Raw genomic sequence first — 19,800 nt, 5'->3', positions numbered from 1 at the left:
TAAAGTTTGATTAAACTCTAATTTCCTAGTTGCCATTTTATTGGTACGAAATATGCTACACAGTAAGGAGATGAGATTCCTGAAATTACTGGCAGTACAGTAAACATAGACTTTTACTGTATTTTATTTAAAACATAATAGACAATAATTTATATATAAGTTGAAATAGTGTGGTTACGGCAATAGCTATTAAACTGCCGGCAATTCCTAATATTACTATTTGTTGAATATCCATTCCTGCTTGCAAGGCAGGAACAAAAAGAACGATCGCAAAAGATATTACTGCCACAATTAATAAATTTGTGGTTTTAATCCAGCGTCGAGTTTGAGCAAAAATCATCCCACTCAAAATCACGATGGCAATAGTGAAAGCGATCATGGGTGATATCAGACTAGAGAGAGCGATCGCTATTAATGCACCTTCAAAACCACTCACAGCAGCCCCTGATAATAACTCTGTGGTCGAAAAAGTTGCAGGTGGCTGTATAAGGGGCGGTTGAGTTGGTGTATTTGTGAGTGTAGTTGGGGGGATGAACTGCGGAAACAGTTCTTTGAGTACTTCCTCGGCTGATTGAAAACGTTGACTGACAGCAGGCAACAGCATTTTATCTAAAACATTGGCTAGTCGGGGGTCAATATCCACATGCGATCGCCAAGTCCACTGGTTAATTAGTGGGTCGAATAACTGGGTGGTTGGTTGACTGGTGAGTAAAGTCACAGCAGTTACCGCTAAGGCATATAAATCTGTACAGGGAAATACTTGATTTCCTGTCATTTGTTCTGGGGGGGCAAATCCGGCGGAATAAATTCCTGTAGATGAGGCGACTGTCCCTGATGCCACATTTGTCACTTGCTTGACTGCGCCAAAATCTAACAGAAATAATTTCCCATCTTGGCGACGCATAATATTCGATGGCTTGATATCTCGATGAATAATATTTTTATCATGGACAAACTTGAGGATTTTGAGAATTTCCTGCAACATATATAAAATTTCTGCTTCCGAAAATTTCCCCTTTTGGGTTAATTCTTCCTCAAGATTCAGACCATCAATATATTCTTGGACTAAGTAAAAAAACTGTTCTTCGTGATTGGGGTGGGTAAAACTAGGAACAGTAATTTGGAAAAAAGCGTAGAGTTCTGGAATTTGTTCGTGTTCTCGGCCAATTTCGGCTAAGACATCTGCTTCTCTTTCAAACAATTGTTGAGCGATTCGCAGTTGATTAGCACTAACATTTTCCGCAGGCTGGAACTGTTTGACTACACAGGCGCGAATTCCTGGAATGCGGCGATCGCGTGCGAGAAAGGCAGAGGCAAATCCTCCCCGACCCAGTAATTTGGTAGACATATATCTCCCATCAAGGATGAGTGGCATACCACAGGTAGCGCAATATTTTTGCTGCGCTGTTTTGAGGGTTGACACATCATCTAGGTCGGCAAAATAATTTTTTGGGCGGGGGCAGCGTGGACGAGTGCAGTAAGCTTCCATGTTAGTTTTTAGTCAATAGTCCACAGTGAATAGTCAATAGCCTGTAGCCCTTAACTAATGACTATTGACTATTGACAAGTATCAGCCCTCGTCAGAGGAACTGGGTGTTGCTACATCAAATGTATTTGCTACTAGCTTTTTTTGTGACAATTTTATCAGGTCTTGGTTCCATCCTGGAGTTGCAAACTGGGGTAATATTTCCTGGCTGAATGCTTCTGCGGCTTTGGATCTATACCGGTTGGGATTAAAAATCAGCCAGAGTGTGCGTTTAACAATCACGCCTTCGATGGGTGAGCAGTGCAGTACACCCATTTGTAACTCTTTGGCAATGGCGGATGTCGAGACGAAAGCCGCCCCCAATCCTGACTGTACGGCATTTTTGATGGCTTCGATGGAATTGAGTTCCATTTCGATTTTGAAACGTCTGGTATCAATTTCGCAGCGTGCTAGTACTTGATCGATGACTTTGCGAATAGTGGATTGAGAATCTAAAGCGATGAATTGTAATTTATATAAGTCGTCTTTTTGAATGGTTTCAAGTTTAGCAAAGGGATGAAATACTGGCAAAATCAGGGCTAACTCATCTTCAGCGTAAGGAATAATTTCCAAAGATTCGGCTAATTCACCAGGAATTTCCCCACCGATAATGGCTAAATCAACTTGGCCGTTGGCGACACTCCAAGCAGTGCGGCGAGTTGAGTGGACGTGCAGTTGCACTGCCACATCGGCATATTTTTGGCGAAACATGCCAATCATCCGGGGTAATAAATAAGTCCCGGTGGTTTGAGATGCACCGACAATTAAAGTCCCACCTTGGAGATTTTGTAAATCCTCAATGGCGCGACAGGTTTCTTGGCACAGACTGAGGATTTTTTCGCCGTAACTTAACAGTAGATGTCCAGCTTCGGTTAATTGGGCGCGACGGCCGCCACGGTCAAATAAAGGGACATCTAGTTGCCGTTCCAGGTTCTGCACTTGCAAACTCACGGCAGGTTGGGAGACATACAAGCTATCAGCAGCACGCTTGAAGCTCCCTTCTTGTGCGATCGCTTTCAGGATACGTAACTGATCTAAAGTGAAAGGAAGGTCAGACATAAGGTTCAACCCACAAACTTTGAAAGGAGCAGAGTTGGCAATACATCGGCTTTGATCACCAAAAAGTAAAAAATGATTTATTCCATCTTCAAATCGGAAGACTTGACTCGAAAAAAAACAGTACTACTGAATCTTCGCGCAAGTCCCCTGTTGAATACTTTGTGTTATTGGTTGTACTGTATTAACTTTTGTTTAAATAACTTCACCCATGTCTACGATGCCTAATCCTTTGTTTACTCCCAGTCATTTTGTCATGTTGGGGTTACAATTTGCTTTTGCGATCGCCCACAGTGGCGGGGCTGCTCTACGTCCATTGGCTGAGAAGCACATAGGAGCAAGGCTTTATCGCATTTTGTTTGCATTAGTTAGTTTACCGTTGGCTGTCATCTTAATTACTTACTTTTTTAACCATCGTTATGACGGCTGGCAACTCTGGCAGGTACAAGGAGTCCCAGGAATACAAGCTGTAGTTTGGGTGTTGTCAGCAATTTCGTTTTTATTTTTGTATCCTGCCACCTTCAATCTACTAGAAATTGCTGCTATTCAAAAGCCCCAAGTTCATTTGTATGAAACTGGGATTATCCGTATTACCCGTCATCCCCAGATGGTAGGACAAGTTATTTGGTGTTTCGCCCATACGCTGTGGTTAGGGACAAGCTTTACTTTAGTCACATCTTTGGGATTAGTCTTACATCACCTATTTGGAGTTTGGCATGGCGATCGCCGCTTATCCCAACGCTACGGCGAAGCTTTTGAACTTGTCAAACAAAGAACTTCCATCATCCCTTTCCAAGCTATTCTGGATGGTCGTCAGTCTCTGAAATGGCCAGAATTTATCCGCCCTGCTTATTTAGGAGTAGCAATTTTTGTTGGTCTACTGTGGTTGTTACATCCACTGTTGATCGTAGCAACTAGTAAAATAGAATGGTGATTTTTACTGATCCCAGCTATCAACAAAAAATCTGCGTAAATGCCAATTTCAGCTTATCAATTGCTGCCAAATCAATGTAGGATCAAATCAAATAGTTGTCAGTGGGGGGAAGCTTAACCAGTTTGATCTTCATATAGTGGTAAGTCGCTGGTCATAAGTCTTAGTTGAGATTTTCATGGCACAGTCTTCTCAACACCCTCGATGAAAGCGGCAATCAGGAGTTAAAAAAATCTAAAGGCCACCGTGAAAGTCGTGCTGGCTTTTTTATCAGAGTTAAAATCAAAGCGGCAGTAATTTTTTAATCATCTTAAATCCTGAATGCTAACTCATAGATAGGTGCTGACTAAGTTGCCAATTCTTCCTGCTGATAGCTAGTTTGATATTAAAACCCTATAATTTTCGAGGCATCATGGTGTTGTCGGTTAGTGAGCGGACATTTACTCAAGAAGTTTTAGAATCTCCAGTACCTGTTTTAGTGAATTTTGAAGCACCTTGGTGCGGCCTATGCCGTATCATCCACCCTTTGTTATTACAATTTAAATCTCAATGCGGGGAGCAAATTAAATTGGTGGGAGTGAATGCAGATGAAAACTTCAAACTATCCAATACTTATCGTCTCAAGTCACTACCTACTTTACTTTTAGTAGAAAACGGCATTATCCGACATCGCCTAGAAGGTTTTCGTGGCAGAGACGATTTACGTCTGGCTCTAGAAGAAATCAAGCTCACTTACACCAACTGTTCTAAAACATACAACCACTCCCAAACAGCCGATTTAGAATGTCGGACTGCATAATATAGCGTGATTTGTCAATGGTCAATAGTTGATGATCATTAGTGAAAGATGCTATTGACTTCAGCCAAATCTAAAACCATGCTTAATTACCCCGCCCAATTACCTTTGGGTGGGGTATTTTATCATCAGGGGTGTGTGTCACAATTATTAACAGTTCCGACCAGGACAGTTGCCTGCGGAAGACAGCCGCCGCAAAACTGTCCTAAGCTAGTCAAGAATTCTCAAATTATGCGTCAGTGATGGAAGCAATCTATGAATATGCCTGGCTGATTCCGGTGTTCCCTCTTTTAGGGGCGATGCTGGTCGGTTTGGGATTAATTTCGATCAATCAGGTGACGAACCGCCTGCGGCAACTCAACGCTGCGTTGATTATCTCCTTGATGGGAGCAGCGATGGGCTTGTCGTTTGCCTTGCTGTGGAGTCAAATTCAAGGACACCCGACTTATCTGCGGACTTTGGAATGGGCAGCAGCAGGGAATTTTCACCTGAGCATGGGCTATACAATTGACCACCTGACAGCCCTTATGCTGGTAATTGTGACAACCGTAGCCTTTTTAGTCATGGTCTATACCGATGGCTATATGGCACATGATCCAGGATATGTAAGGTTTTACGCTTATCTGAGCTTATTTGGCTCCTCAATGTTGGGTCTGGTGGTCAGTCCCAACTTAGTGCAAATTTATATCTTCTGGGAACTGGTAGGGATGTGTTCCTACTTGCTGGTCGGCTTTTGGTACGATCGCAAGTCAGCCGCCGATGCCTGTCAAAAAGCATTTGTCACCAACCGCGTTGGTGACTTTGGCTTATTATTGGGGATTTTAGGCCTGTTTTGGGCAACCGGTAGCTTTGATTTTCATATCATGGGCGATCGCCTCGCCCAACTGGTGCAATCAGGAACAATCAGCAATTTCCTCGCCATACTGTTTGCGATTTTGGTTTTCCTCGGCCCTGTTGCTAAATCAGCCCAGTTCCCCCTCCATGTCTGGCTACCAGATGCAATGGAAGGCCCGACACCAATTTCCGCCTTAATCCACGCCGCCACAATGGTGGCAGCAGGTGTATTTCTCGTAGCCCGGATGTACCCTGTGTTTGAACATGTCCCCGCCGCGATGAACGTAATTGCCTTTACTGGGGCATTTACAGCATTTTTAGGGGCGACAATTGCGATTACGCAAAACGACATCAAAAAAGGCTTGGCCTACTCCACCATTTCCCAATTAGGTTACATGGTGATGGCAATGGGTGTAGGTGCTTACAGTGCTGGCTTATTCCACCTGATGACTCACGCTTACTTCAAGGCGATGCTGTTCTTGGGTTCCGGTTCTGTGATTCATGGGATGGAAGGAGTCGTTGGCCATGACCCTGCTTTAGCCCAAGATATGCGACTGATGGGCAAACTGCGGAAATATATGCCCATCACAGCTATTACCTTTTTGATTGGCTGCTTGGCAATTTCCGGGATGCCTCCGTTTGCAGGTTTTTGGTCAAAAGATGAAATTCTCGGTAAGGCTTTTGCTGCTAATCCATTTTTGTGGATCATTGGCTGGCTAACGGCGGGAATCACTGCTTTTTATATGTTCAGAATGTATTTCATGACATTTGAAGGCAAATTCCGGGGTACTGACGAGAAAATCAAAGCCAAACTTAAGAAAGCATCAACCATCATTCTGGAATTAGAAGCTGAAGAACCAGCCCCGAATTTTGGCCCTGGGGCGATGAAACATGGTGAACTAGCCGCCACAGGAGACCATCATGGTTCTCATGGTCATCACAGCGATTCTCCCCATGAATCACCGTGGACAATGACCTTGCCATTATTAGTGTTGGCTGTACCTTCAATTTTGATTGGTTTGGTAGGAACTCCCTTTGCTAATTATTTCGAGGAATTTATTTACTCACCTAACGAAACTCTCGCTGAAGTTTTAGAAAAAGCCGCCGAATTTGAGCCGACGGAATTTTATATTATGGCGGGGGCTTCTGTGGGAATTTCCTTGATTGGGATTACCTTGGCTTCCTTGATGTACTTGCAACGGAAAATTGACCCTGCTGCGATCGCAGCAAAAATCAAACCTTTGTACGAGCTATCACTCAACAAGTGGTACTTTGATGACATTTACCATCGTGTCTTTGTCCTTGGCTTGCGTCGCCTAGCTAGACAAGTCATGGAAGTTGACTTCCGCGTTGTTGATGGTGCTGTTAACCTCACAGGCTTTTTCACCCTAGTCAGTGGCGAAGGGCTGAAATATTTAGAAAATGGTCGCGTTCAATTCTATGCCTTGATTGTGTTTGGCGCAGTTTTGGGCTTGGTGATCGTTTTTGGCATTACCTGATTTTTTAGGGTGGGCGACTGTCCACCCTTCAGTTTTTCATTTTTGAGAGTCTGAATTTAGGCTCTTTTTTTAGGCCTAAAAATTTTGAGAGAGTTCTTGCGTATCGTAAGATTAACCTTGTTCTTGGTAATAACGATCTAAAAAACTTTGGATGAGAGCAGAAGATGCACGAAAGGTGGTTAATTGCAATTTAGAAATGGTGTTAGGAAAATCGATTATATCTTGGGTTCCTGCACGATAAAGAACACCAAGTAAACCTGTAACATTAAGACCTTGTGCGATCGCTGCTTGTCGAGCATCCAGATCATCTAAGATCACTAGGGCAGCGTTGAGTTGAACAGCCAGAGAAATGGTTTCTTGCTCACCCATACCAAGTTTGCTAGATAAGTTAGGTAATAGGGGCGTGGTAGTTTGAATCTCTAACCAGCTTGGAGATTGGGTAATCCAGTTTTGAACTTGGATGTAAGAACCTTCGGCAAGAAGTTCTGTGCAGACAGCATTAGGGATGATAATGCGACCGAAAAGTTGAGGCAGAATTTCAATACACTCAATCAAGATGAGATAGCACAAAGGTGAAGTATCGCAAACAACTATCATGGCTGAGTCATCGCTTGATCAATAGCTTGCAAATCTTGCTCTAAGTCAGCTAAGGTGTAGGCTTGGTAAGCTTCATAGGCTTTAAGAAAAGCATCGGTAGCTAGTCGAGAAGAAAGATTTAACAGACGTTGAACTTGAGCAGTAGAAATTTGCCGATGGCGATAAGCTTCCACTACCAGCGATTCTAAGGCGCGGCGAGAAAGTTGGTCAGGGGTATTAGCGAGTTGATGGGCAATGTCATCGGGTATTTCAATGGTAATTTGCATTTGTACTATCCTTTGATGGATGTATGATCCTTCTTTTTAAGAATAACTGAGCAGCATCAGAGATTTTGAGCAATGCTCCGGTTAGACTAGGCGATCGCAGGCAAAATCCAATTTCGAGAGATAATATTTTTATTACACAGTGAGCGTATGTATCTAAAATCTTTACGTTACACACCCTTACACCCAATTTTCATAGAAAATTTTTGTGTGTAAATCCTAATAATCAAGACTTAGATATTGACAGCAAAGCCAAAATAACAGGTAAAGTTTACCGATTGATAGCTGGATTTTTGAATGATATTTTAGCGAGGCTTACGGCGGGCTAGGTCTACGCACCTAATCAAAGAAGATTGATTAAAGCCTGAAATAACGTATTTACGTTAATACACAAGATACTCGCTTTGTACAGTATGAAATTCCGAATAATATGCTTTTTTATTAAAAATATCTTAAATTTTTGATGTATTTTCCCGACATGGCTTTAGTATGCGTGGGGTAATCTTACTGTCATAGAGAGTATAAAAAAATGAAACTCTTTACATCTCTGAAAAATCTTGTGGCTTACTCACTGGTATTGCTAGTTACAGTTTGCGGTTTGTTGTTAACACCACCTAACGCTCTTGCTGTTTCTGTAGACTTTGGAGCTACACAGTATCTTGCCTTTGATGCTGGTACACAAACTCAAGATGTTGATGCTGCGATCGCATCTTACAGAAGTTTAAAGGGCAAAGTTTCCAAAAATGAAACCCTGACAACAGATGAAGTCAAAGGCGCTTTAGGGGTTATTAACGCAAAAATTAATGCCGCAGTACAAGAAAAGAAAGATGTTTTAGCAGCTGATCCAAGTGCATCAACTGAAAGTTTTGATTCATCAATTGCCTCTTACAGAAGCTTGAAGGGCAAAGTTTCCAAAAATGAAACCCTGACAATTGATGAAACCAAAGATGTATTAAAAGCTATTAATTCCAAAATTAATGCTCTAGTGCAAGAAAAGAAAGCTTAGTCAACAACTAAATAATTGATTGGTGCATAAATGCCCATCTATTTTTAGTCTATCGGGTGAGTTAGGATAATCAAAATTTGCTTAACTCAATATCCACAATACCTGCTTTTAACTCACCTGATATGATACTTGTAGTGTAATGCTATAAAATGTATTAATGAGAATTATCCTGCGTAAGCAGGCTTTGTTTGTATAGTCCCAGACTTCCTGCTTGGTATCAATCAACAGTCTTCGCCACACAAGTAAATTACCCAGACTGATTTGGGCAATATTAATACTAAGAATATCGCAATTTACTTGTTTTCCCTTTTTTAACTGGGCTGGAGATTAATCACTATGTTGCTTGAATCTAAGTATCAAGAGCTACCAACTTGTTGTCAGCAGCGAGATCATCTCATAACAGATTTAGAGAATACACAAAAATCACTTCAAGATACTCAGCAGAAATTATTTGCGTTAGTTGAATACCATCCGTTAGGAATTATTCAATGGAATATAGATTTTGAGGTTTTAGACTGGAATCCTGCGGCGGAACGTATCTTTGGGTACAGTAAATCAGATGTACTCAATGTTCATATTGGGGAAATTCTCTTACCTAGTATTCCTAGAGAAGATGTCAATCAGTTAATGACTGCATTAATCAAACAACATGGAGGAAATTACTGCACCAAGGAGAATTTCACGAAAGATGGCAAAATGATTACTTGCGAGTGGCATCACACTCCTGTAGTTGATTGTCAAGGAAATGTGACTGGTGTTTTGTCTATCGTTGAAGATATTACAAGTCGTAAAAATACTTATGTTACTGCCCACCAACAAGCAGAAATCACTCTCAAAAAATCCCTGAAAGAATTAGCAGATATCAAATTCGCTTTAGACCAATCATCGATTATTGCCGTAACTAATAATAAAGGGATGATTGAATATGTGAATGATAATTTTTGTCAAATCTCTCAATATCAACCAGCAGAACTAATCGGCAAAACCCATAGAATTATCAATTCTGGCTATCACTCCCAAGAGTTCTTTCAAGAGATGTGGTTAACTATTAGCCAGGGAAGGGTATGGAAAGGAGAAGTTAAAAATTTGGCAAAAGATGGCACATATTATTGGGTAGATACAACAATTGTACCTGTTTTAGATGAGCAAGGTAAACCCCAGCAATATGTAGCTATTCGTAATGATATTACTGCGCGTAAACAAACAGAAATCACGCTCAAAAAATCGCTCAAAGAAGTAGCAGATATCAAATTTGCTTTAGATCAATCATCAATTGTTGCGGTAACTAACAATAAAGGGATGATTGAATATGTGAATGATAAGTTTTGTCAAATTTCCCAATATCAACCAGCAGAACTAATTGGGAAAACCCATAGAATTATCAATTCTGGCTATCATTCCCAAGAGTTTTTTCAAGAGATGTGGTTCACTATTAGCCAGGGGAAAGTCTGGAAAGGCGAAGTGAAAAATTTAGCTAAGGATGGCACTTATTATTGGGTAGATACGACAATTGTGCCTTTGTTAGATGAGCAAGGCAAACCCCAACAATATGTAGCCATTCGTAATGATATTACTGCGCGTAAACAAACAGAAGCAGAACTCAGTCAAAAAGCTAAGGAATTAGAACAAGCTTTAGAGGAATTACAACATACACAATTGCAACTGATTCAAACGGAAAAAATGTCTTCTTTGGGACAACTAGTTGCGGGGGTTGCTCATGAAATCAATAACCCAGTGAGTTTTATTTTTGGCAATCTCAAACATGCCTATCAATATACTCAAAATTTGCTCAACATCCTGAAACTTTACCAGTCTCATTATCCAGAACCAGACTTAGAAATTCAAGAAGAAGCTGAAAATTGTGATTTAGAATTTTTAGTCGAGGATTTGCCAAAACTTTATTCTTCAATGACAGTTGGAGCAAATCGCATCAGCGAGATTGTCGCTTCTCTCCGCAGCTTTTCTCGTCTGGATGAATCTGATTTAAAAGCTGCTGATATACATCAGGGTCTGGATAGTACTTTAATGATTTTAGAGCATCGTCTGGCATCTAAAACAGATAGACCCAAGATTTTAGTCATTAAGGAATATGGTAATTTACCTTTAGTTGAATGTTATGCTGGGCAACTCAACCAAGTATTTATGAATATTTTGCTGAATGCGATTGATGCGTTAGAAGAAAATGTCCAGCAGCTAACACCAACTATTTACATTCGTACAGCTATGCCAAATTCCACACAAGTCAAAATCAGCATCATTGATAATGGTGTGGGGATGTCAGATGAAGTCAGACAAAAAATATTTGACCCATTTTTTACAAGTAAACCTATAGGTAAAGGAACAGGGATGGGTTTGTCTATTAGTTACCAAATTATTACTAACAGACATCAAGGGTCTTTAGAATGTATTTCCTCTCCGGGAAAGGGTGCTGAATTTATCATGACAATTCCCGTTTACTTAAGGGCAGAGAGTTGAATCTGCCAACGGTCTTAATTACGAATTGTGAATTACGAATTTTTATAAAAGGGTGCGATCGCAGTCCTAAAATTTTAGATAAACTGCTGGCTGAAAGCGGGTATTCTCACCGATACTGAGTCACCGCTAAAGTTAAAAAATACTACCACAACCACAAATGGGGATTGTCCACTTAATTAAATCAACCTAACAAGGAATGCCAAATCCCCAAAAAGCTGCTACTTAATAGCTAGGGCTTCCTTGATAAACATGATTTTGATTGTAGACAAATTGTGATGAATACAGCTAATTTCCCGTGGCTGACGACAATTATCCTCTTGCCGATTGCGGCATCACTCTTGATTCCGATTATCCCGGATAAAGATGGTAAAACAGTGCGTTGGTATTCCCTGATTGTCGGGTTGATAGACTTCGCGCTGATTGTCTACGCCTTTTATACCGGGTACGACTTCTCCAACCCAGATTTGCAGCTGTCTGAAAGTTATGCCTGGGTACCACAGCTAGATTTGAAGTGGTCAGTAGGGGCAGATGGCTTATCCATGCCCCTAATTATTTTGACTGGATTCATTACTACCCTGGCGATATTAGCAGCTTGGCCTGTCACCCTCAAACCCAGGCTATTTTACTTTTTAATCCTGGCGATGTATGGCGGACAAATTGCCGTCTTCGCTGTGCAGGATATGTTGCTGTTTTTCTTGGTGTGGGAACTGGAATTGATTCCGGTTTACCTGCTACTGGCAATTTGGGGTGGTAAAAAGCGGCAATACGCAGCGACCAAGTTTATTTTGTACACAGCTGGCGGTTCGCTGTTTATTTTGGTCGGCGCGTTGACGATGGCCTTTTATGGCGATACAGTCACCTTTGATATGCACTCTCTCGGCCTCAAAGATTACGCCCTCAATTTTGAGTTGTTACTCTATGCTGGCTTTTTGATTGCCTACGCCGTCAAATTACCCATCATTCCCCTGCATACCTGGCTACCCGATGCCCACGGTGAAGCAACAGCACCCGTACACATGTTACTGGCTGGTATTCTCTTGAAAATGGGCGGTTACGCCTTGATTCGGATGAATGCCCAAATGCTGCCCGATGCCCATGCGTATTTTGCCCCAGTTCTCGTCATTTTAGGGGTAGTTAACATTATCTACGCCGCCCTGACATCCTTTGCCCAGCGAAACCTCAAGCGCAAAATTGCCTACTCCTCAATTTCCCACATGGGCTTTGTGACTATTGGTATCGCCTCCTTCACTGATTTGGGCTTGAGTGGTGCAGTATTACAAATGGTGTCGCATGGCTTAATTGGGGCGAGTTTGTTCTTCTTGGTTGGTGCAACCTACGATCGCACACACACCCTAATGCTGGATGAAATGGGCGGTGTTGGTAAGCGGATGCAGAAAATTTTTGCTATGTTCACTACCTGTTCAATGGCTTCTTTAGCATTGCCAGGAATGAGCGGTTTCGTAGCAGAATTAATGATATTTGTGGGCTTTGCCACTAGCGATGCTTATAGCTCTACCTTCAAAGTTATCGTAGTCTTTTTGATGGCAGTGGGTGTAATTTTAACCCCAATTTATTTGCTATCAATGTTGCGGGAAATTTTCTACGGCAAAGAAAACGAAGAATTGGTTTCGCACCAGAAACTTATCGATGCCGAACCCCGCGAAGTCTTTATCATTGCTTGTTTGCTAGTACCAATTATTGGTATCGGGTTCTATCCTAAATTGCTGACTCAAATTTACGACGCTACAACCGTACAATTGACAGCAAGATTGCGCGATTCTGTACCAACTTTGGCACAGGAAAAAGAAGAAGCACCAAAGCTTTCATTGAATGCGCCAACAATTGGTAATTAGTCAGCAATTGATAAATACAATTATTTTTTCAGGCGGGTTTGATACTCGCCTTTTTTATATAGCAGTCCTATTTGAGAAATGAACAAGAGATACCAGATACCAAACTCTATAAACTTGTTAACGAACCACAGAGGAACAGAGAACCCAGAGAGGAAAGAGAAATGCTTTATAGAGATGCTATAGTAATCCGGTTTGATTTCTGAATTTATTTGTGTAGGTAGGGAATAGGGAGTCGGGAGTAGGAAAGAAGCCTGATCTGAGTGTACTGATTTTTTTCCCAAATCAAATATGAGTCCTATATACAACTAAAGTAATAATTTAGATATGAAAACTTTGCGATATCTACATATATCAAAATTCCATTATTTTCTAAAATCTTTCTAGAAATCGCATCTACTCAGACCACTCATGTTAAACTACAACCCGTTACACTGTTTGCCATCTTCCGAAGAGCTACCAGACTCAGAGGATACACCTGTGGATAATGAACTACAAGATTTAATTCCCAGCTTGCTAAAATCGACACTCGCCTTTGTGTGGTCTGAGCGTTGGGATTGGTTTTTTGGCTTAAAGATGGGAATTTATTACGACCCAAAAAAAGCTGCGATCGCGCCTGATGCGTTTCTCAGTGTGGGGGTTAAACGCTTTATTGATGGTGACTTACGCCTGAGTTATGTAATGTGGGAAGAAAAACAACCACCAGTTTTAGCACTAGAGGTCGTTTCTCAGATTAGTCATGGTGAATACAGTACCAGAAAAGAATTTTACGCTAAAGAATTGGGTGTTTTATACTACGTTATCTACAAACCTCTGCGAAAGAAAAAGCCCCCTCTGGAGGTTTATCAATTACAAGACGGGGAGTATTTCTTAATACCAGGAAACCCGGTTTGGCTACCAGAAATTGGTTTAGGAATTGGTCTAGAACGGGGAATATATCAAGGTCTTGCACGAGAATGGTTGTATTGGTATAACGAGGAAGGACAAAAGATACTCACCCCCGAAGAACGCATTTACGAAATCGAAGCACAATTAAATTTTGAGCGTCAGCTACGTATCCAAACAGAACAAAAAATGCAATTGCTGGCTGAACAATTAAGAGCTTTAGGTGTAGAACCTGAAAGTTTAGCCTGAAGACTATTATTACAGAACTTTTGAAATTAAGTAATGAGTAGTAAGTAGTGAGTAATAAGTCAATTTCTGACTCATTATTCATTACTTTTTTCAATCAGTTGCTGTACCTCGTAAAAATCGAAGCCATATAAAGGAAAGGACAGGATTGAGTAACATGACTTGTGATATGTAGGACTCATATTTGATTTCTGAAAAAAATCAGTACACCCAGATCAGCCGTCTTTCCTACTCTCTACTCCCCATTCCCTACTCCCTGCTTACACAACTAGATTCAGGAATCAAACCGTATTCCTATAGCAGTCCTAAATCATTCGTAAACTCAAAGATCCCCGACTTCTTCAAGAAGTCGGGGATCTGAGCCTCTCGATTTTTACACATCAAATAGGATTGCTATATTTGGATCTGTTTTTGGTGCAAGGTTGTTAATCAACCAACTAACTAGGGAATTATAAAACTAATTGCTTGTTGACAATTTAGTTGCATAAATATTCTCCTAGAATATGGACATTAAATTAGGGTTCGGCTCTATCCCAAAACCTCAGTATGTATTTGTGAGTAAAGAAAGTGATCATTGTTGGTATATGCTTTCTGATGATGGTAAACAAATACCCATTTATGACAGAGCGTTAACAGGGGTGATTACGGAAATAGAAGTTAACAAAATAGTAGAAACTTCTCAGGGAAAAAGTGAAAAAACAGATTTACATATTTTGGCAGATAAGCCTTATATTATTCGCTCAGGAAGTGAGTCTTATTTCTCCAAGGGTTTACTGCTCTCACTTGAGGCCTTAAGCTATGAACAATTGCTTCAGCCACTAACAATTGCGGTGAGTCCAGGGGAAAAAGCCATAGTATTTTGTACAATTTATCATCCAGTGACTTATCGCTCTGTAGGCGTAAGTTGGGATGGACATAAGGAAATAGACTGGCAAGTTTTAGGAAAACAAGTAAGTCTGAAAATTAACGGTACAAAAACTGTAACTTCAGACACAAGAGAAATACTGAATAATGAAGTTACAGCAGAAATTCGTGCTGATTTTATTGCTAAAACCGACGCATATTTATCACAGTTAAATTGGACTCCCCAGCAAGGGAGAGAGTATTTACAGCAAAAATATGGCAAGAAATCACGCTACCATCTCTCGGAGACAGAACTTGTAGATTTTGTGGACTACCTGAAGTTACAACTGGCTCTGAGCTATTAAAGAATTGAATATATTGAAAGTGCGATCGCTCTTTTATAATCAGGACTTACGCATCAAAATTTTCTGTGGGGATTGGGTGTAAGGGTGAAAGGGTATGGAGTGTAAGGGTTTTGAATACTTACACCCTTACACCCTCATACCCCTGCACCCTGTTCTAAAACCTTATTTTTTCGTTTTTTTGCGTAAGTCCTAATAATATCTGAATAAGAGAGACGAGGGAGACAAGGGAGAGAAGGTAGACAGGGTAGATAAAATATCGAAAATGCTAACTCTGCTAAATCTTGTTATAACAGTTTTACTGTTTGGTACTCACAACCGCAAACAGCCAGAATAAAATACTGTAGCCATCAGTTATCAAGCCGGTCAAGTTTGTATGCACTCGGAATTGCCAATTATTACTAGCGATCGCTTATTATTACGCATTGCCATCAAAGAAGATATTCCCCAAATCCTAAAATATTTTTTAGACAACAAATCTTATCTAACTCCTTTTTATCCTAAATGGGGGGATGGTTTTTTTACAGAAGAGTATTGGCAATATCAACTAGAAAATACATTTTTAGAATTTATTCATGACCAATCTTTAAAATTATTTATCTTTCCTCGCAAAAATCCTAAAATTATTATTGGTACAATTAATTTTAATAATTTTATTCGGGGAGCCGCCCATTTTTGTTATGTAGGTTATAGCCTAGCCGAACATCAGCAAGGTAAAGGCTACATGACAGAAGGATTAAAAGCCGCAATTCAATATGTATTTGATGATTTAAATTTTCATCGCATTATGGCAAATTATATGCCACATAACCAACGTAGCGGCAATGTCCTCAAACGTTTAGGCTTTGTGGTTGAAGGATATGCCAGAGACTATTTATTAATTAACGGCAAGTGGCAAGACCATATTCTGACCAGTCTCACTAATCCTCATTGGCAACCAGAGAAATATTAAATTCTGGTAAATTAATCTTCTTGAGGCAAATTCTCATCTACAGAAGTAGGGGGATTTTCCTCATACAACTCATCATGATTATTAGGAGGGTTACAAACTATCACCACCTCTGTTTCTTTAGAGTGGTGAGTTCCCCATTGGTCTAATACATCTTTGATTAAAACTTCTTGTACCCAAATTTTAGCAACAACTGTTAAAGGCAAAGCTAAAAATAAGCCTAAAAAGCCGAAGAATGTCACAAAAAATAGTTGAGAAATTAAGGTCACGGCGGGTAACAATGAAACTTGTTGTGCCATGACATAAGGTGTAATAAAATTACTTTCAGTTTGTTGAATAAAAAAGTAGAGAATCAAAACAGCAACAGATTTCCAAGGAGCATCTAATAAAGCGATCGCCATTGCGGGGACTAAACTCAGTGTCGGGCCAAGATTGGGTATTAAATTTAAAAATCCTGCCAACACAGCTAAAGCCAAGGCTGCTTTTACACCCAAAACTGATAAGCCAACCACACTCATCAAACCGACGACACCCATCGCAATCAGCGCACCTGTCACCCATCCTTGCAGTGAAAGTTCGCATTTATCTAAAATGCCATCTACCCGGCGGCGATAAAAGGAAGGAAATACACGAATAAAAACTCGGCGGTAAGCTAAAGGATCAGCTAACAGCATTCCTGTCCACACTAGCACCAACAAAACTTTCAGAACAACTTCTAAAGAACTGGAGACAAACGCAAAGGAACTCCCCAAAACGCGATTAATAAAAGGCTGTGCTTGCTGAATTAAACTATTGAGATCGGGGATGTAGGGGACTAATTGGCTGGGAACCCTGGTTTTCATTTCATCCAGCCAACTATTAAAGCGTTCTATACCTTGGGGAACCCGGTAAGTTAACTCATGAAATTGTTGGGCAAAAGGTGGCACAATCAACAAGAAAAAACCCACCACCGCAGCAAAAAAGAGAGCCACTGAAATGATGACAGCAAAACCGCGCTTAATTCCTAAGTTTTGGAAACGTTTGGCTAACCGATTTAAGGTACTGGCTAACACCACGGCGGCAAACATCAGCAACAAAACTTCTTTGATTTGCCACAAAATGTATAAAGAAAGAATTATGGCGATTAAACCGATCCATTGACCAAGATTCACAGGTTAACTCCCGGCTGTTGGTGATGCAGTTAGGTTAGCTGATTTTAGCAATAACGCCTAGACGATTTAAGTTAAATTTGTTTTTGTTTGAAATCGCCAGAATAAAGCGATCGCTATAATTACAGTCGGTGACAACACTAAAATTAAGGCATTGGCAGTTGTCGCCGGAAGTGGCACACTTGGCAAAATGTACTTAATCGCCGCAGATAACAAAGCTGACAGTACAAGCAGTTTGGCAATAAAAATTAACTGGTTTGGCATAGCAGTACGGCAATTCACCTTTTTCTGTAGGGTATACCCGAATATAAGCTCAAAGGCAGACTCTCTACAATAAGTGTGAAGTAGGAAGTGTGAAGTATGAAATGAAGAAACTTGTAGAGTCAGGGTTTCAGGGATTGAGCAAGGGTGCTTGATTTCCGCCAAACTGTACTAGTATATTTTGCGCTGCACTCAGACTTTTAAGTTGAAAAGTCATTAGTCAACGCCAATGACAAATGACAAATTCAAATTAAGGATAAATCAAAATGCCTGTAGAAAAAAATAACCAAAATCCTATCAAACCGCCAAGAGTGAGGCAGTTTGGTGGTAGCTTACTAATACTACTGACTCTGTTATTACTGCTTAATTTTATTGTTCCTAGTTTCTTTGGGCCACGATTGCCACAAGTGCCTTATAGTGACTTTGTGGCACTAGTTCAGCAAGGTAAAGTAGACCGTGCTGTGGTAGGAGGCGATCGCATTGAGTATACCCTCAAAGCAACAACTCCTGATGATAAAACTACTGAACAGGTATTTGCCACCACACCTGTAGCCTTAGATTTAGATTTACCGAAGATTCTGCGCGAGAATAAGGTTGAATTTGCTGCACCACTTCCAGACCAAAATGCTTGGATTGGCACACTCTTAAGTTGGGTTGCACCACCATTAATATTCTTTGGGATTTGGGGCTTTTTAATTAATCGCCAAGGTGGTGGCCCGGCTGCACTCACTGTTGGTAAAAGCAAAGCCCGGATTTATTCTGAAGGTAGCACTGGGGTAAAATTCCCTGATGTGGCTGGAGTAGATGAAGCCAAAGTCGAACTCGAAGAAATTGTCGATTTCCTGAAGAATGCGACCAAATACACCAACTTAGGCGCGAAAATTCCTAAAGGTGTGTTGTTAGTCGGGCCTCCAGGTACAGGTAAAACATTACTAGCAAAAGCGATCGCTGGGGAAGCTGGTGTTCCTTTCTTCAGCATCTCTGGTTCCGAATTTATCGAATTATTCGTTGGTGTCGGTGCGGCGCGAGTGCGTGACTTGTTTGAACAAGCGAAAAAACAAGCACCTTGTATTGTCTTCATCGATGAATTAGACGCATTGGGTAAATCTCGCGGTGGTGCGGGTGGATTTGTCGGCGGTAACGATGAACGGGAACAAACCCTCAACCAATTACTTACCGAAATGGATGGTTTTGATGCCAACACCGGGGTAATTATCATCGCCGCCACCAACCGTCCCGAAGTACTTGACCCAGCCTTACGCCGTCCTGGTCGTTTTGACCGTCAAGTTGTGGTCGATCGCCCTGATAAAATTGGTCGAGAAGCAATTCTCAAAGTTCATGCACGTAACGTTAAACTGGCGGATGATGTCAACCTCGCCACCATCGCCATTAGAACTCCTGGTTTTGCTGGTGCAGACTTAGCCAACCTCGTCAATGAAGCCGCATTGTTAGCCGCAAGGCAAAATCGTCCAGCCGTGATTATGGCAGATTTCAACGAAGCGATCGAACGGGTAGTTGCAGGTTTAGAAAAACGCTCCCGTGTGCTGAACGAAACCGAGAAGAAGACCGTCGCTTATCACGAAGTTGGTCACGCCATCATCGGTGCGTTGATGCCTGGGGCGGGTAAAGTTGAGAAAATCTCCGTAGTTCCCCGTGGTGTGGGTGCGTTGGGCTATACCATCCAAATGCCTGAAGAAGACCGCTTCTTGATGATTGAAGATGAAATTCGCGGTCGCATTGCTACCTTACTGGGTGGACGTTCCGCCGAAGAAGTCGTGTTTGGCAAAGTTTCCACAGGCGCGAGTGACGATATTCAAAAAGCCACCGACTTAGCCGAACGTTACGTTACCTTATATGGAATGAGCGATAAATTAGGGCCAGTCGCCTTTGAGAAAACCCAACAGCAGTTTCTGGATGGTTACGGTAACGCCCGCCGTTCTATTAGTCCCCAAGTCGCCCAAGAAATCGACAACGAAGTTAAGCAGATAGTAGATAACGCTCATCATATTGCCTTGAGTATTTTGCAACAAAACCGCGACTTGTTAGAAGAAACCGCCCAAGAACTACTGCAAAGAGAAATTCTCGAAGGTACAGACTTGCGCGATCGCATCAAACAAGCCAAAGCCCCCGAAGACCTGTCAGAATGGTTACGTTCAGGAAATGTCTCACCCGATAAACCATTGATGCAATCTGTGTTGAATTAAATAATTAAATCTGTGTGGTGCGTTGTCGCAAAAGACAACGCACCATATTTTTTATTGATTTTTTTAGATA

The 19,800-nt window shown here is 41.2% G+C and carries 16 protein-coding genes; 10 read left to right on the top strand and 6 right to left on the bottom strand.

The window, feature by feature from the left end; translation table 11 throughout:
• Positions 1–127 precede the first annotated feature (127 nt).
• On the bottom strand, positions 128–1,489 hold the full coding sequence (locus H6G79_RS27725) for a serine/threonine-protein kinase (RefSeq protein WP_190592605.1): 1,362 nt from the start codon (positions 1,487–1,489) through the stop codon (positions 128–130).
• 81 nt (positions 1,490–1,570) lie between these two features.
• A complete protein-coding gene (locus H6G79_RS27720) occupies positions 1,571–2,584 on the bottom strand; it encodes a LysR family transcriptional regulator (RefSeq protein WP_190592604.1) in 1,014 nt (337 codons plus the stop codon).
• A gap of 208 nt (positions 2,585–2,792) precedes the next feature.
• Here H6G79_RS27720 and H6G79_RS27715 point away from each other — a divergent pair, with 208 nt between their 5' ends.
• From H6G79_RS27715 to H6G79_RS27705, 3 genes are all read left to right on the top strand, one after another.
• Positions 2,793–3,515 carry an NnrU family protein gene (locus H6G79_RS27715; protein WP_396019819.1) on the top strand — a complete coding sequence of 241 codons (723 nt, stop codon included), beginning with the start codon at positions 2,793–2,795 and terminating at the stop codon, positions 3,513–3,515.
• 409 nt (positions 3,516–3,924) lie between these two features.
• Positions 3,925–4,311: a co-chaperone YbbN gene (locus H6G79_RS27710; RefSeq protein WP_190592603.1), complete on the top strand. Its 387-nt coding sequence runs from the start codon at positions 3,925–3,927 to the stop codon at positions 4,309–4,311.
• Positions 4,312–4,550: 239 nt separating this feature from the next.
• Positions 4,551–6,641: an NAD(P)H-quinone oxidoreductase subunit 5 gene (locus H6G79_RS27705; RefSeq protein WP_190592602.1), complete on the top strand. Its 2,091-nt coding sequence runs from the start codon at positions 4,551–4,553 to the stop codon at positions 6,639–6,641.
• Between the two features lie 111 nt (positions 6,642–6,752).
• Here the strand turns inward: H6G79_RS27705 and H6G79_RS27700 are convergent, their stop codons facing one another.
• Together H6G79_RS27700 and H6G79_RS27695 are read right to left on the bottom strand one after the other, a co-directional pair.
• Entirely contained in the window at positions 6,753–7,238 is a 486-nt protein-coding gene (locus H6G79_RS27700) for a DUF3368 domain-containing protein (RefSeq protein ID WP_190592601.1), read from the bottom strand.
• Positions 7,235–7,504 carry a UPF0175 family protein gene (locus H6G79_RS27695; RefSeq protein WP_190592600.1) on the bottom strand — a complete coding sequence of 90 codons (270 nt, stop codon included), beginning with the start codon at positions 7,502–7,504 and terminating at the stop codon, positions 7,235–7,237. Before H6G79_RS27695 ends, H6G79_RS27700 begins: the two co-directional genes overlap by 4 nt.
• Positions 7,505–8,030: 526 nt before the next feature.
• Between H6G79_RS27695 and H6G79_RS27690 the strand changes: the two genes are divergently transcribed.
• From H6G79_RS27690 to rimJ, 6 genes are all read left to right on the top strand, one after another.
• Positions 8,031–8,507 (top strand): NAD(P)H-quinone oxidoreductase subunit 4, encoded by a 477-nt coding sequence (locus H6G79_RS27690; protein WP_190592599.1) that lies wholly within the window; start codon positions 8,031–8,033, stop codon positions 8,505–8,507.
• A gap of 336 nt (positions 8,508–8,843) precedes the next feature.
• Positions 8,844–10,982: a PAS domain S-box protein gene (locus H6G79_RS27685; protein ID WP_242048584.1), complete on the top strand. Its 2,139-nt coding sequence runs from the start codon at positions 8,844–8,846 to the stop codon at positions 10,980–10,982.
• 275 nt (positions 10,983–11,257) lie between these two features.
• Positions 11,258–12,835, top strand: a complete 1,578-nt coding sequence (ndhD1, locus tag H6G79_RS27680) for a photosynthetic/respiratory NAD(P)H-quinone oxidoreductase subunit D1 (protein WP_190592598.1) — start codon at positions 11,258–11,260, stop codon at positions 12,833–12,835.
• 408 nt (positions 12,836–13,243) lie between these two features.
• Positions 13,244–13,966 carry a Uma2 family endonuclease gene (locus H6G79_RS27675; RefSeq protein WP_190592597.1) on the top strand — a complete coding sequence of 241 codons (723 nt, stop codon included), beginning with the start codon at positions 13,244–13,246 and terminating at the stop codon, positions 13,964–13,966.
• A gap of 500 nt (positions 13,967–14,466) precedes the next feature.
• Entirely contained in the window at positions 14,467–15,171 is a 705-nt protein-coding gene (locus tag H6G79_RS27670; RefSeq protein ID WP_190592596.1) for a hypothetical protein, read from the top strand.
• A gap of 373 nt (positions 15,172–15,544) precedes the next feature.
• Entirely contained in the window at positions 15,545–16,120 is a 576-nt protein-coding gene (gene rimJ, locus H6G79_RS27665; RefSeq protein WP_190592595.1) for a ribosomal protein S5-alanine N-acetyltransferase, read from the top strand.
• 11 nt (positions 16,121–16,131) lie between these two features.
• On the opposite strand, the gene H6G79_RS27660 is transcribed toward rimJ, so the two are convergent.
• Positions 16,132–17,268 (bottom strand): AI-2E family transporter, encoded by a 1,137-nt coding sequence (locus tag H6G79_RS27660; protein WP_190592594.1) that lies wholly within the window; start codon positions 17,266–17,268, stop codon positions 16,132–16,134.
• A 66-nt stretch (positions 17,269–17,334) separates the two neighbouring features.
• Positions 17,335–17,529, bottom strand: a complete 195-nt coding sequence (locus H6G79_RS27655; RefSeq protein WP_190592593.1) for a hypothetical protein — start codon at positions 17,527–17,529, stop codon at positions 17,335–17,337.
• A gap of 263 nt (positions 17,530–17,792) precedes the next feature.
• Between H6G79_RS27655 and ftsH the strand changes: the two genes are divergently transcribed.
• Positions 17,793–19,730 (top strand): ATP-dependent zinc metalloprotease FtsH, encoded by a 1,938-nt coding sequence (gene ftsH, locus H6G79_RS27650; protein WP_190592592.1) that lies wholly within the window; start codon positions 17,793–17,795, stop codon positions 19,728–19,730.
• Positions 19,731–19,800: the final 70 nt, after the last annotated feature.

It is taken from the genome of Anabaena sp. FACHB-83 (assembly GCF_014697485.1).
GTDB lineage: Bacteria > Cyanobacteriota > Cyanobacteriia > Cyanobacteriales > Nostocaceae > Nostoc_B.
This window is presented reverse-complemented; position numbering and strand designations above follow the sequence as displayed.